This window comes from Ferrimonas sp. YIN67 (assembly GCF_057219095.1).
In genome coordinates this window covers 387965-403678 of the sequence record NZ_JBXVVJ010000001.1, presented here as the reverse complement: position 1 = coordinate 403678, position 15714 = coordinate 387965, and the positions used below count along the sequence as shown (strand labels likewise).

The window sequence follows — 15714 nt, the reverse complement described above, 5'->3', positions numbered from 1 at the left end:
GGCGATCCTACCCCAGTTGCGCCTTGGCGTCTTGGGTAGGCGATACGAGGTGGGTATGTTGTCCGGCTCACAACAAAAAAGGCGGGCTGCTGACAAGCCTGAAGCTTGAGTGCTTGTCTATGCTCGACGGTCGCAATCCGAAAGAAGGTATAACGATATGGGCACACCTTACTGCCCAGGGCGCTTATAGAGGCGAAGGCGTGGTCCATACCATGTTCATCCATATCCCGTTGGCGATGGGCCTGGGATTGAATCGGGCGGCGCAGACAGCACCGAATGAATTAAGTCGGCATGAAAACCGCTTCACACTTCTAAAGGTGAGTGAAAGGGGGGGCAGGATCTGTGTGAAATGTTGTGAATTTCGCCGGGAATACGGGCAATCCAGTCGATGAGCCATGAAATCCCTTAGCAACGCCACTTCACGCTCGCATGAGCTGAATTCGTGATGGTTATTTTCCTTTTTCCCTGTGAAAGGGAGCTTGTCGTCGAAAGACTGCGTATCGCTTTACATCCCTGACGCAGGTCGAGGTTGTAAATGAAATGGGGATAGAGGAGGAGGTTGGGCCGCAGAACCTCGAGTCGCGGGTGGAAAGAATCGTGTGTTTACCGGGGTTTAAGGGAATGCTTGGGGAATTGGTCTTACCAATCTGTTGCCGGGAATCCAGGTCAGAATTTCGCAAGTGTGTGACAAAAATGTTGTGCTGGAGGGCGGGGACAGAGGAGTAATTTTAGAATCTTCTTCCTGAGTTGAAGTTAATTGACAATGGGGCGCAAATGTAAGTGATTTTAAGTGAATTACATTACTTGTGAATGTTATGTAATTTCTCTGAGGTTTGGCTTGTCCTGCGGGTTAAAAAGGACCCCTTCGGAGATTTATTTTTAAAATTTGTGAAGGCAAATTACAGTTGGGGCCTTGAAGTCATAGGCAGGAGTGTTGATAGTGCGGCGGTGATTTAAGATTCCGGTCGAAGTGAATCGAGCCCAGTTCAGTTGGAAGGTGATATCGCCTTCCGGATGTTGTCGTAATGTTAGTTTGGCAACTGTCCATGGAAGGAATTGAACTGGAGGGCGCATCGTTATTTAGGTTGAAACGTTGTGGCCTGCATCGGCAGTGGTTACCGGGTTCTTGGAATAAACGACGATGGCGACAGTGCACAGTAGAAAGCACATCTCGTCGGCTAACTCTGAAGAGACAAAGATAATGGCAGTAAACCCAACTAAATTGACTCCAGTGGCCGCCTTCCTGGCACTGACCTTCTCCGGCGCCCATGCCGTTGCCGAAGAGTTTGAGAATGACTTCGCAATGGCGGAAGACGTCGAGGTGATCCGCGTTTCCGGTACCCGTGCCTCCCTGTCCGAAGCCATGAACGAAAAGCGCTTCTCCGACGCTCAGGTGGACGTGATCGCCGCCGAAGACATCGGTGTGATGCCGGATCCGGACATCGGTGACTCTCTGGAGCGGGTGGCTGGTGTTCAGGTACAGCGCAGCGAGAACGGCGAAGCCCGTGAAGTGAACGTTCGTGGTCTGCCAGGTTACTTCACCAAGACCCTGTACAACGGTCGTAGCATCTCTACACCGCTGAACTCCAACCGTAATTTCTCGTACCAGATCATGCCGTCTGCCTTTATTTCTCAGGTGTCCGTGCAAAAAAGCTCCTCTGCTGACCTAGGCGAAGGCGGGATCTCCGGTACCGTAGATATGCGCAGCCATCGTGCATTTATGTCCCGCGATCGCGTGGTACGTGCAGTGGCCAAGTCCACTTACGATGGTAACACTGGAGAATTCGGCCCGGATCTGAGCTTTATCTTCTCCGACAAGTTTGCCGACGACACCATTGGTATTGCCTTTGGTGCTAACTACCTGAAGGAAGACAATCACACTCAGATCCAAAACGGTAACCAGTATGGCTCCAAATGGTGGTGGGATGACCCAGCGGATACCCAAAACCGTGAGCGCATTTACGGTACTAGCCAGCTACGTTATGAACTGAATAATAGTGAGCGTGAACGTGCGGCTGTGTTTGCAAACATCGAGTGGCGCCCGACCGACAACCTTTCTCTGTTTGCCGAGACCTTCTACACAGATTATAAGAGCGCAGAAAATCGTCAACGTCACGCTTTTAACACTGGGACTCAGACTGTTCTAACCGATTGGGAAGAAGTCAACGTCAATGGTAACCGCTACGCCAATCAGATGACTCTGGATGGTGTGAACAGCTTCGTCGAGATGACCCCGATCAGCCGTGATGCTGACGTCATGGTGAACACCTTTGAAGCGGAGTACGAACTGGGCGACTGGCAGATCCAGGGCGCTTACAGCATGGTCCGCTCCGACATGCTGTGGAATGCATCAGGTCTGAAGGCAGATCTTATCAACCCGATGGACAACGTGACTTTCTACAGCGGTGGTCGCGGCCCTTGGGGAGTGGATTACGGTGATCTGAGCCTGGACCTGTCTAACCCTGCCTCATACGGCAACCTGTACTTGGATAGCTCCAACTTCGGCACCACAACGGAAAATAATTCAGACACTGTTTCTCTCGACGCCTCACGCTTTACTGACATTGAGATCGGCAATCATGCGGTGATCACCAAGGTTTCTTTTGGTGCAAGCTACGCCATGGAAGAGATGAAAGAACGCAGTTATGACGTAAACCTGGACGAAATTCAGTTTGCGCGCATGATGGAACAAATGGGATTGGATACCCCTGGTTTTGTTCATGCTCGTCCGTCTAACGGCGACTGGTTTGATGGTGCGAATGGTGGAATTGCTTACGGGCCGCGTAATTTCATTACACCGAACGTGAATGCTCTGTTCGACATGACCAGCTTTGACGCTGTGCGTGAGTTTGCCCGTTATGAGCAGGAAAACTGTGTACCGCTGCCAAATGGCAATTGTAAGAAAACCTTCGAGTCCTATGAGGACAACCTGTTTGAAGACACTTTGGCCGCTTATTTCCGTGCCGACTTTGAAATTGGTTACAACCTGACCGGTAACGTTGGTTTGCGTTATGTTCGTACCGAGCAAACCACCGAGAAGACCGATGTGGACTGGCGCAAGGGGCTGGTTGTCACTGGCGAGAATAACAACGGCCCAACCTATGGTTTTGTCGGCGAGCGTGACTTCCACACCGCAACTCAAACCGACCATCAGTTCCTGCCGAGTATGAACCTGAAGTACGCCATGCGTGATGATATGGACTTCCGTTTCGGTGCTAGCCGTACGATGGCACGCCCGAACAAGAACGATCTGGTGGGGTCCACTCGCGTGAGCACGCCGGATGGTGAGCCGACCATCAATACCACCGAAGCGACTCTGGATCCGTTCATTGCCAACAACCTGGATATGACCTGGTCCTGGTTCTACGATAAAGATTCTATGGTTTCTGCGGCGTACTTCTATAAGAACCTGGAAACTTTCGTTCGTATGGTTGAGCGCTATGAGCAAGTTGCCGTCGAAGGGCAGGAAGACCCTATCGATGTGCTGGTGCGTAGCCGTAACAACGAAGAAGGACTGGACCTGCACGGCATTGAGCTGGCTTACCAGACCGCCTTTACCAACCTGCCCGGTTTCCTGAGCGATACCGGTATGCAGGCTAACTACACCTTTATCCATAACTCTGAGCCTGAGTTGTTGGCGGCGGCGTCTAAGCACAATGCCAACATGACCTGGTACTACAGCACACGCAAGTTTGATGTACGCCTGTCCCACAACTATCGTGCCGGTTACCTGCAAAACGCTGCGGATGGTGTGAACCCGGCGACTTACTACGATGATCAGCATCGAACCACCCTGGCGACCAGCTATCGTCCGGTGCGTGGCCTGCGATTGACTGCCTCGGTAAGCAACCTGTTTGATCAGGACAGCTACATCTACACCGATGGTGGCATCACTCGTGCCTTTAATGACTCGGGTCGTAAGTTCAACTTGGGTGCGGTGTACAGCTTCTAAAGCGAAAGAGACTATGAGGGGAAACGGATTTCCAAATCAAGGCGGTGTCTTCCACCGCCCCTCCTTCGGGACGGGGCGGCGGGAGCCCGCTTTTTTTGTGATTCGTTCTGTTAATGCCGCACCGGCTCGATGGGTGCGGCATTTTGCGTTTTTACAACAATGGAGTGAAGAAGAGTCATGAAGTTACATCTGTTATCTGCAGTGGTCGGTATGACGCTCGCCGCCCCGGCTGCCTTGGCGACTGATGCGGGCCGGGTGCTGGATCCGGCGCCGGGCGAGAAGGCCTCGATCGCCATCTGGAAAGACGACAAGGCGAAGATGGATGCCTTCATTTCCGACTTGATCGGCAAGATGACGCTGCAGGAGAAGATCGGCCAGTTGGATCTGCAGTCCGGTTATCGCAATGCCACGGGGCCATTCGTCAACGAGGACTACGAGAAGCAGATCCGCGATGGACGGGTCGGCGCCGTGTTCAATGCCTATGGTGCCGACTTCACTCGTCAGTTGCAGAAGATGGCGACGGAGGAGACCCGCCTGGGGATCCCGCTGATCGTCGCTCATGACATCATTCATGGCCATAAGACCATTTTCCCTCAGTCCATCGGTGAGGTGGCTTCCTGGGATACGGAAGTGGCGCGCATGGGCGCCCGTGTCGCGGCGCGGGAAGCCACCGCCGATGGCATCGCCTGGACCTTCGCGCCCATGGCGGATCTGGTGCGGGATCCGCGCTGGGGCCGGGTCTCGGAGGCCGGGGGCGAGGACGTTTACCTGTCGACCAAGATGTCCGTGGCCCGGGTACAGGGCTTCCAGGGGGAAGATCTGTCCCGTCACGACACCATGGCCGCCACGGCGAAGCACTTTGTCGGTTACGGCCTGGCCCAGGGCGGCCGTGATTACCACACCACCGATGTGTCCCAGCAGGAGCTGTGGACCACCCAGATGCCGCCGTTCAAGGCGATGGTGGACGCAGGCGTGGCCACCTTTATGACGTCGTTTAACGATCTCAATGGCACCCCGGCGACCGGCTCCAAGTACCTGCTGACCGATGTATTGCGGGACAAGTGGGGCTTCGAGGGTTTCGTGGTGACCGACTACACCGCGGTTAACGAGCTGGTGCCCCACGGCTTTGCCCGTGACGACAAGCACGCGGCGGAGATCGCCTTCAACGCCGGTGCCGATATGGATATGGTGGGCCTCTCCTACATCACCTACATGGAGGAGTTGGTGGCCGAGGGCAAGGTGTCTGAGGCGAAGATCGATGACTCGGTACGCAAGATCCTGGAGCTGAAGTGGCGTCTGGGTCTGTTTGAAGATCCCTACCGCTACTCTCACGAAGACCGTGCGCAGCGTGAGATCCTCTCCGAGGAAAACCTGGAACTGGCCCGTGATGCGGCCCGCCGCTCCATGGTGTTGCTGAAAAACGACGACCAGGCGCTGCCGTTAAATGCCAACCAACTGGACTCCATCGCCCTGATCGGTCCCTTCGCGGACAACAAGAAGGACATGATCGGCAACTGGGCTGCGGCGGGTGATCGTCGCACCGTCCCGGTTTCGGTGAAAGAGGGCCTGACTGCCCGACTGGGCAACAGTGTGAAGATCAATTTCGCCAAGGGCGCGACCTATGCCTACCTGCATGAAGAGGGTAGCGAGGACAGTCATGTCAAGGTGAACTCGGTTGCGCGCATGGAAAATACCAAGCCGGTATTGGCGCGGGATCTGTTGGCGGCGATCGAAGCAGCCAAACACTCTGACGTGATTGTCTTAGCCATCGGTGAAGAGCAGCGCATGTCAGGTGAAGCGGCATCCCGGACCGAGCTGACTCTGCCTGGCAACCAGCGCGAGCTGATGATGGAGTTGAAGAAGCTGGGTAAGCCCATGGTTGGGGTGATCTTCTCCGGCCGGCCCAATGACTTGAGCTGGGAGCATGAGAACCTGGATGCCATCCTGCATGCCTGGTACCCGGGGACTTCCGGGGGCCACGCCGTTGCCGACGTGCTGATGGGGGAGGTGAGTCCGTCGGGCAAGCTGCCCATGACCTTCCCACGCAGCGTGGGTCAGGTGCCAATCTACTACAACATGAAAAACACCGGTCGTCCGTACCTGGCCGATAACCCGAACCAGCGTCAGGAGCATTACAAGAGCCGTTACGATGACAGCCCGAACACGCCTCTGTACGCCTTCGGCCATGGCTTGAGCTACACCCAGTTCGAGTATGGCCCGATGACGCTCTCCGCCGACACCCTGAAGATGGATGGTGAACTGATCATCTCCGTGGAGGTGACCAACAAGGGCCAGTACGCCGGTGAAGAGGTGATCCAGCTCTATACCCGCCAAATGGTGGGATCCATCACTCGACCTGTGCAGGAGCTTAAGGGCTTCCAGAAGGTGGCGTTTGCTCAAGGTGAGACCAAGACCATCCGCTTTACCCTGACCGCCGATGACCTGGCGTTTTACCGTGCTGGCATGAGCTGGGGCAGTGAGCCGGGTGAATTCCAGGTGATGGTAGGCACGGCCTCGGATCGGGTGCAAAAAGCCGGATTCACCCTGGTGGAGTGAGCGGATAAGACCGTTTTTTAGAATAATTAAGTGCGTTCAGGCTTTCGTTTTGCCCCGTGGTAAGAGGGAAACCCGTCGCACTTGCAATGGATTTAATCACAGCAATATTGGAGAACAATTGTGAAAACCATGAAACAACTGCTTCCAGGCACCGCCATTGTGGCGGGGACTGCAGCACTGGTGGGCTGTACGGGTAATGCCCAAGCACCCGAGAGCAGTGAAGCGTCGGCGCAGGAACGTCCAAACATCATCTACATCATGTCGGATGATCATGCCGTTCAGGCGTTATCGGCCTATGGTCACGAGATCTCTAAGCTGGCCCCGACGCCCAATATTGATCGGATCGCCGCCAATGGTGCCTTGTTTGCCAACTCCTATGTCACCAACTCCCTGTGTGGTCCCTCTCGAGCGGCCATGTTCACCGGGAAGTTTGGCCACAAAAATGGCTTTAACTTTAACGGTCAGGTGTTTGATGGAACTCAGGATATCTGGATCAACTCCCTGCACGATGCCGGTTACAACACGGCGGCCATCGGTAAATGGCACATCAACCTGACGCCGGAAGGCTTCAAGCTGGACCACTGGGAGATCCTTCATGATCAGGGAGAGTACTACAACCCGGACTGGATCACCGCTGAAGGCGTGACCACAGAGATGGGTTACACCACCGACATGATCACCGAGAAGACCCTCACCTGGCTGGACGAGCAGCGCGACGAGTCCAAGCCGTTTGCCCTGATCATGCACCACAAGGCGCCGCACCGTAACTGGATGCCGGCACCTCGCCACACCCGTACCTTTGAGAACGTCGAGTTCCCGGTGCCTGACACCTACTTCGATGATTATGAGGGGCGTGTTGCGGCCGGTCAGCAGGAGATGAACATCTACCGCGATGCCCAGGAAGGTCACGATCTGAAGATGACCACGGGTGTCGGCGAGACCGAGTGGCGCAAGGATATCTGGCCACACCTGCTGGCCCGTCTGACTGACGAGCAGCGCAAGGAGTGGGACGACGCCTACCAGGCCCGTAACGACCATATGAACGCCAACGAGGCGAACTGGTCCGAAGAGGAGATGGCGGTGTGGAAGTACCAGCGTTACATGCAGGACTACCTGGCCACCATCATCGCCGTGGACGAGTCAGTCGGTGAGGTGCTGGACTACCTGGATGCCAACGGTCTGACCGACAACACCATCGTGGTGTATACCTCGGATCAGGGCTTCTTCATCGGCGAGCACGGTTTCTTCGACAAGCGCTTCATGTATGAAGAGTCCTTCCGCACGCCTCTGCTGATGCAGTACCCGGCCAAGATCAAGCCGGGTACCGTGGTCGAAGAGCTGGTCCAGAACATCGATTACGCGCCGACCTTCCTGGATTTCGCCGGTGTCGACCTGTATGACGATGTGGATGGCGCCTCAATGACGGATCTGCTGGCGGGCAACGAAACCGAGTGGCGCTCCGCCCTGTACTACCACTTCTACGAGTACCCGGCGATACACAAGGTGAACCGTCACTACGGGATCTCAGACGGCCGCTATAAGCTGATGCACTTCTACTTCAAGATGGATGAGTGGGAGTTCTACGATCTGGACGCGGATCCTTCCGAGATGGTTAATGCCTACAACAACCCTGAGTATGCCGGTGAGATCGCCCGTCTCAAGCGCGAGCTGAAGGAGTTGGAGAAGCAGTACGACGTACCGCCGATGGAAGAGTGGCGCAACATGGATCTTCGTGAGTTCCGTGGTAAGAAGAAGCCCCTGTTTAAGCTTTACCCGGAGAGTTACGACGAGAACCGCAAGGTTATCAATGTCAAATCTTGATGGGCTGGCCAAATGACGGTCACACCTTGTGAGCCTGACGGTATAACGTCGGCCTAAGGGATGTTAAAAGGGGTTTTTTCGGAGTCTTCCGAGAAAGCCCCTTTATCTATAAAAATCATAACCATTGTAGGATACAGAATGCGTAGATCTGCGACCTCCTCTTTAGTGCTGGGCAGCCTGGCCGCCCTGAGTGGCACGGCGATGGCATCGGTCTTCCCTGAGACCGTTGAGATCAAACCGATCCCGGGCAAGAAACAGCACAACATCGTCTTCATCCTGACCGATGATCATCGCTACGACGCCATGGGTTTCATGGACCACCCGTTCATGAAGACTCCGCACCTGGACTCCATCGCTGCCGAAGGGGTGCACCTGGAGAACGCCTTTGTGACCACGGCACTGTGTTCACCGAGCCGTGCCTCCATTCTGACCGGTCTGTACACCCACAAGCACAGGGTGATCGACAACCAGCGGGAAGAGCCGGAAGACATCATCTATTTCTCCCAGTACCTGCAGAAGGCCGGCTATAAAACCGCGCTGATGGGCAAGTGGCACATGGGCGAGGAGTCCGATCACCCCCGTGCCGGCTTCGACCACTGGATGAGCTTCGAAGGGCAGGGTGAATACTACCCGCCGTACGAGGGCTACACCCTGAACCTCAATGGCGGTCGTATCGAGCAGGAAGGCTACATCACCGACATGCTCAACGAGCACGCGGTCAACTGGTTGAAAGAGCAGGAGGGCTCGGATCAGCCCTTTATGCTGTACCTGTCCCACAAGGCGGTACACGCCAACTTCACTCCGGCCGAGCGTCATGTCGGCATGTACGACGGTAAGGTTGAACTGCCGGAGAACCACAAGCCCACCGATTACGGCCCGAACACCCCACGCTGGCTGCGGGATCAGCGTAACTCCTGGCACGGTATGGACTTCCCGTATCACTCCGAGGTGGACATCACCACCTACTACCAGAACTACGCCGAAGCGTTCGCCTCTGTGGACGAAGGCATTGGCATGATCAAAGAGACCCTCAAAGAGATGGGCGTGTATGAAGATACACTGATCATCTACATGGGTGACAACGGCTTTATGTTCGGTGAGCACGGCCTGATCGACAAGCGGGTGGCCTACGAGCCCTCCATTCGAGTGCCCATGCTGATGCAGTGGCCGTCACAGATCGAGGGGGGCCAGACCGTTTCTGAGGTGGTCGCCAACATCGATATCGCCCCGACCTTCTTTGAAGCGGCTGGCCTGGAGAAGCCGGAATACATGGACGGTCAGAGTTACATCCCGCTGGCACAGGGCAAGGAGATCCAGTGGCGCGACTACTTCCTCTACGTCTACTACTGGGAGAAGAACTTCCCGCAGTCCCCCACCGTGTTCTCCCTGCGTGGCGATCGCTACAAGTACACCACCTACTACGGTCTGTGGGATACCGATGAACTGTACGATCTGCAGGAAGATCCCCGTGAGACCAACAACCTGATCGCCGATCCTAAGTACAAGGCCAAGATCGAAGAGATGCAGGACGCCCTGTTTGAGATCCTGGCGGAAGCCGGTGGCATGGATATCCCGATGAACAAGCCACACGGCTGGGAGCGCAACAAGCGCTACCGTGTCCGCGGTGGCGATAAGGCCGCGGATTTCCCAGCTCATATGGTGCTGGATAAGCCCGAGCGTGATAACGCGCATTAAGAGCCACTGCGAGTGACCTTCTGCAAGGCATTTGCTGAACATTAATTACAGCTCTGTAAACCGAAGCCTCAAGGCTTCGGTTTTTTTGTTTGAATGATTGAAAAGCGCTCAATTTGTCATCAGATTAACGTTCGGGACGATAGCGCCAAAGCAAACGTAAGTGACTGTAAGCAATGTTAAATTGTGATCTGGACAAAAATGTAGGATTGTTTCTTACAGCAAACTGCATTCAAGCGGGAATTATTGTTATAAATGCGAAAGCAGAGTTGAGATGGGCGGATGTTTACACCAAATGGTGGCGCCGCCCTCAGAAGACGATCTTCCTTCAAGACTAAGAGCAACTATGAAAAAGAAAATTCTATCGGCAACGATTGCCTGTGCCCTGGTAGGCGGGCTCAGCGCCTGTTCGCCGAGCACTGATACGCAAGCCAGCACCGCGACCTTTGAGGTCCTCAGTCCAGCCGCTGCCCTGGATCCCGTACGTGCCGAGGTTCCGGCTTCCGTTAAGCACTGGAACGATGACAAAGCCAAGATGGATACCTTCATCGATGAGCTGATCGGTAAGATGACCCTGAAAGAGAAGATCGGTCAGTTGGATCTGCAGACCAGTTTCCGCGATCTGACCGGTCCATCCATCAACGAAGACTACGAGCAGCAGATCAAAGACGGTCACGTCGGCGCGGTATTCAACGCCTACGAGCCGGACTTCAACCGCAACCTGCAGAAGATGGCTGTGGAAGAGACCCGCCTGGGCATTCCTATGCTGTTTGGCTACGACGTGATCCACGGTCACAAGACCATCTTCCCTCAGTCGCTGGGTGAAGTGGCGTCCTGGGATCTGGAAGTGGCGGAAGTTGGTGCCCGTGTGGCGGCCCGTGAAGCTGCTGCTGACGGCATCATGTGGACCTTTGCGCCGATGGCTGACATCGCCCGTGATCCACGCTGGGGCCGTGTGTCCGAGTCTGCCGGTGAAGATGTGTACCTGAACACCCTGATGTCCGTTGCCCGTGTGCACGGTTTCCAGGGCGATGATCTGTCCGCCACCGATACGGTACTGGCCACCGCCAAGCACTTTGTCGGTTACGGCCTGGCCCAGGGCGGCCGTGATTACCACACCACCGACGTCTCCCTGCAGGAGCTGTGGACTACCCAGTTGCCACCGTTTAAGGCGATGGTGGACGCAGGTGTGGCGACCTTTATGACCGCCTTCAACGATCTTAACGGCATTCCGGCTACCGGCTCCAAGGCGCTGCTGACCGATATCCTGCGTGATCAGTGGGGCTTCGAAGGCTTCGTCGTAACCGATTACACCGCCATCAACGAGTTGGTGCCTCACGGTTTCGCTCGGGACAACAAGCACGCGGCCGAGATCGCTTTTAACGCCGGTGCCGACATGGACATGGTAGGCCGGGTCTACCTGGATTACATGGAAGAGCTGCTGGAAGAGGGCAAGGTGTCCATCGAGCAGATCGATAACTCCGTACGCTTGATCCTCGAAATGAAGTGGCGTCTGGGTCTGTTTGAAGATCCCTACCGTTACTTCGATGAACAGCGTGCCGAGAAAGAGATCCTGTCTGCCGAGAACCTGGAGCTGGCCCGCGACGCGGCCCGTAAGTCTGCGGTTCTGCTGAAGAACGACAACGCCGCCCTGCCACTGAAGCTGGAGGAGCTGAGCTCCATCGCTTTGATCGGTCCATTGGCGGATAACAAGCGTGACATGATCGGTAACTGGGCTGCGGCCGGTGACCGTGAAACCGTGCCGGTATCCGTTAAGTCTGGCTTGGAAGCACGCCTGGGTGACAAGGTGGCGATCCACTACGCCACCGGCGCCACCTACGACTTCATGGTTGACGGCGACTTTGCTGCCTCCCGTGCCGATCATATGGTGGGTTACAACAACCTGTCTGAGGCCGAACTGGCCGCGATGATCGCCGAGGCGGTTGCTGCTGCTGAGAAGTCTGATGTGATCGTACTGGCCATTGGTGAAGATCAGCGCATGTCCGGTGAAGCCTCTTCCCGCGTTGAGTTGACCCTGCCAGGCAATCAGCGTGAGCTGATGGTTGAGCTGAAGAAACTGGGCAAGCCGATGATCGGTGTCCTGTTCTCAGGCCGTCCAAATGATCTGCAGTGGGAGCAAGCCAACCTGGATGCGATCCTGCACGCCTGGTACCCGGGCACCTCAGGTGGTCACGCTATCGCCGATCTGCTGGTGGGTGACTACAACCCATCCGGCAAGCTGCCGATGACCTTCCCGCGCTCTGTAGGTCAGATCCCTCTGTACTACAACATGAAGAACACGGGTCGTCCGTACAACGCGGATAACGAGAACCAGCGTCAGGAGCACTACAAGTCTCGCTACGATGATTCTCCGAACACCCCGCTGTACGCGTTCGGTCATGGTTTGAGCTACACCAACTTCGAATACGGTGAGATCAAACTGTCTTCCGGCACCCTGACCATGGACGGTGAACTGACCGTTTCCGTGGATGTGACCAACAGCGGTGACTACGCCGGTGAAGAAGTGGTTCAGCTGTACACCCGTCAGCTGGTGGGCTCGACCACCCGCCCGGTACAGGAGCTGAAGGGCTTCGAGAAGCTGCACTTTGAGAAGGGCGAAACCAAGACGGTTTCCTTTACCCTGACCGCCGACGATCTGGCGTTCTACCGCGCCGGGATGGACTGGGGTGCCGAAGCCGGTGATTTCCACGTATTCGTGGGCACCGCATCGGACCAGGTACAAAAAGCCGAGTTTACCCTGGTCGACTGATCAGACGGGTAACTGACTTAGCAGTAAAAGGGGCCTTTCGGGGCCTCTTTTGTTACCGCCGGTTTAGGTCAGAGCCGCTTGGGATCACCGCTTTACCCATAAATGCGCTGTGGTCACCGGGCGGGTCTGAGCATAAGGGAGCCGGATCTCGCATTCCGGCGCGTTGTGATCCCCTTTGCAATGCAGGGCTCCTTTTCCGCTCGTGCATGGAATTTCTATACATTAAAACGTCAAAAATGATGGGAGTGTCACGCTCCGTGGTTGAATGTGAACTTCAGTTCGCTCGGCATCACATCAGCGTGTAAGAGTTCGTAAATGAGCCGGAATCAGCCCGCGTGAGAGGGTAAGCTTCACGCCAAATTTAGCCTTGCTTGAGGGGATGGCGACAGGCTTGCAGCGTACAGCCAGCCTGACTTTCACTCCTTCATGCCAGGTGTACATTTTCCTCACTTCTTACTGACAACAGTGAAAAGTGAAATCCAACGATAATTAATCGAAGAGTTGTTATGAAACGACGTATTTTACCTTTGCTGATCTCCAGCGCCCTGGTGATGCCTGCCGCCATGGCAGTCGATGCCGGTGCTGTATTGAACCCTGTTATGGGCGAAAAGGCTTCTGTTGCTGTCTGGAAAGACGACAAGGCCAAGATGGATGCCTTCATCTCCGATCTGATGAGCAAGATGACCCTGGCTGAGAAGATCGGTCAGCTGGATCTGCAGTCCGGCATTATGGCGAACACTGGCTCTCTGGTGAACTACGAGTACGAAGACTGGGTTGCCGAAGGTAAAGTCGGTTCTATCTTCAACAACTTCACCTACGATCGTGCCTACCCGCTGCAGAAGCGCGCCGTAGAGGAATCCCGTCTGGGGATCCCAATCATCATCGCCCACGACATCATCCACGGTCACAAGACCATCTTCCCTCAGTCTCTGGGTGAAGTGGCTTCCTGGGATCTGGAAGTGGCCCGTGTAGGCGCCGAAATCGCGGCCAAGGAAGCGACTGCCGACGGCATCATGTGGACCTTCGCGCCAATGGCCGACATGGTTCGCGACCCACGCTGGGGCCGTGTGTCCGAAGCTCCGGGTGAAGATGTACTGCTGGCCACCAAGATGTCCGTAGCCCGGGTACAGGGTTTCCAGGGCGACGACCTGGCTTCCCCAACCACCATGGCTGCCACCGCCAAGCACTTTGTTGGTTACGGTCTGTCCCAGGGTGGCCGTGACTACCACAGCACCGACATCTCCGAGCACGAGCTGTGGTCTCAGCAGATGCCTCCGTTCAAGGCGATGGTTGACGCTGGCGTAGCCACCTTCATGACCGCGTTTAACGATCTCAACGGGATCCCGGCTTCCGGCTCCAAGTACCTGCTGACCGACGTTCTGCGCGACCAGTGGGGCTTCGAAGGCTTCGTAGTAACCGACTACACCGCAGTGAACGAGCTGGTCCCTCACGGTTACGCCCGTGACGACAAGCACGCCGCCGAGATCGCCTTCAACGCCGGTGCCGATATGGACATGGTAGGCAAGTCCTACATGGATTACATGGCGGAACTGGTTGCCGAAGGTAAGGTTTCCGAAGAGAAGATCGACCACTCCGTACGTCTGATCCTGGAAATGAAATGGCGTCTGGGTCTGTTCGAAGATCCGTACCGCTACTTCGACAAGGATCGTGCCGAGCGTGACATCCTGACCGCTGAGAACCTGGAGCTGGCTCGTGATGCGGCCCGTAAGTCTGCCGTTCTGCTGAAGAACGACAACGCGGCCCTGCCTCTGGCGCTGGATGACATTAACTCCATCGCGTTGATCGGTCCTCTGGCCGACAACAAGAAAGACATGATCGGTAACTGGGCTGGTGCCGGTGACCGTCGTAAGGCGCCAGTGTCCCTGAAAGAGGGTCTGGAAGCGCGTCTGGGTGACCGCGTGACCATCAACTACGCCCAGGGCGCCACCTACGCGCACCTGCACGCGGAAGATGACACCTCTCCTCACGTGGGCATTCGCTCTGTGGGTCGTGATGTGATCGGCAAGCCTGCGCACGCCAAGATGATCAAGGAAGCCGTTAAGGCCGCCAAGAAGTCTGACATCATTGTTCTTGCCATCGGTGAAGAGCAGCGCATGTCCGGTGAAGCCGCCTCCCGTGTTGAGATCACCCTGCCGGGTACTCAGCGTGAGCTGATGGAAGAGCTGAAGAAACTGGGCAAGCCAATGGTTGGCGTGATCTTCTCCGGTCGTCCTAACGATCTGAGCTGGGAGCACCAGAACCTGGATGCGATCCTGCACGCCTGGTACCCAGGTACCTCCGGTGGCCACGCGATCTCCGATCTGCTGGTCGGCGACTACAGCCCGTCCGGTAAGCTGCCGATGACCTTCCCACGTTCTGTTGGTCAGATCCCAATCTACTACAACATGAAGAACACCGGTCGTCCGTACGATGCCGAGAACCCGAACCAGCGTCAGGAGCACTACAAGTCTCGCTACGATGACAGCCCGAACACTCCGCTGTACGCCTTCGGTCACGGCCTGAGCTACGCTGACTTCCAGTACGGTGAGATGAAGCTGTCTTCTGATCACCTGAAGATGGGCGGTGAGCTGACCGTATCCGTTGACGTTACCAACAAGGGTAAGCACGCCGGTGAAGAGGTGATCCAGCTGTACACCCGTCAGATGGTGGGCTCTGTGACCCGTCCGGTACAGGAGCTCAAAGGCTGGGAGAAGGTAAACTTCGAGGCTGGTGAGACCAAGACCATCAGCTTTACCCTGACCGCCGACGATCTGGCGTTCTACCGTGCCGACATGAGCTGGGGCGCCGAAGCCGGTGACTTCCAGATCATGGTAGGTACCGCGTCTGACAACGTTCAGCGTAAAGACTTCAAGCTGGTTGAGTAATTGACCCCTTAAGTTAGAACAAGCCTTCAAGGCGCTGC

General features: G+C 55.9%; 6 protein-coding genes. All 6 read left to right on the top strand.

Annotated features, from left to right (window positions below):
• Positions 1-1201: 1201 nt before the first annotated feature.
• On the top strand, positions 1202-3952 hold the full coding sequence (locus AC2D8U_RS01475; protein ID WP_484617260.1) for a TonB-dependent receptor: 2751 nt from the start codon (positions 1202-1204) through the stop codon (positions 3950-3952).
• A gap of 177 nt (positions 3953-4129) precedes the next feature.
• The gene (bglX, locus tag AC2D8U_RS01470; protein WP_484617259.1) at positions 4130-6508 is read left to right on the top strand and encodes a beta-glucosidase BglX; all 2379 of its coding nucleotides are present in this window, start codon (positions 4130-4132) and stop codon (positions 6506-6508) included.
• A gap of 129 nt (positions 6509-6637) precedes the next feature.
• The gene (locus tag AC2D8U_RS01465; RefSeq protein WP_484617696.1) at positions 6638-8329 is read left to right on the top strand and encodes a sulfatase family protein; all 1692 of its coding nucleotides are present in this window, start codon (positions 6638-6640) and stop codon (positions 8327-8329) included.
• Between the two features lie 138 nt (positions 8330-8467).
• A complete protein-coding gene (locus AC2D8U_RS01460) occupies positions 8468-10024 on the top strand; it encodes a sulfatase family protein (RefSeq protein WP_484617258.1) in 1557 nt (518 codons plus the stop codon).
• A gap of 343 nt (positions 10025-10367) precedes the next feature.
• Complete coding sequence (bglX, locus tag AC2D8U_RS01455; protein WP_484617257.1) at positions 10368-12791, top strand: beta-glucosidase BglX; 2424 nt, start codon at positions 10368-10370, stop codon at positions 12789-12791.
• 506 nt (positions 12792-13297) lie between these two features.
• A complete protein-coding gene (gene bglX, locus AC2D8U_RS01450; protein WP_484617256.1) occupies positions 13298-15676 on the top strand; it encodes a beta-glucosidase BglX in 2379 nt (792 codons plus the stop codon).
• The last annotated feature ends 38 nt before the right edge of the window (positions 15677-15714 follow it).

Bases quoted from the DNA above. Each gene is read 5' to 3' on its own strand.
- AC2D8U_RS01475 (WP_484617260.1), top strand. From the start codon at position 1,202: ATGGCAGTAAACCCAACTAAATTGACTCCAGTGGCCGCCTTCCTGGCA.
- bglX (WP_484617259.1), top strand. From the start codon at position 4,130: ATGAAGTTACATCTGTTATCTGCAGTGGTCGGTATGACGCTCGCCGCC.
- AC2D8U_RS01465 (WP_484617696.1), top strand. From the start codon at position 6,638: ATGAAACAACTGCTTCCAGGCACCGCCATTGTGGCGGGGACTGCAGCA.
- AC2D8U_RS01460 (WP_484617258.1), top strand. From the start codon at position 8,468: ATGCGTAGATCTGCGACCTCCTCTTTAGTGCTGGGCAGCCTGGCCGCC.
- bglX (WP_484617257.1), top strand. From the start codon at position 10,368: ATGAAAAAGAAAATTCTATCGGCAACGATTGCCTGTGCCCTGGTAGGC.
- bglX (WP_484617256.1), top strand. From the start codon at position 13,298: ATGAAACGACGTATTTTACCTTTGCTGATCTCCAGCGCCCTGGTGATG.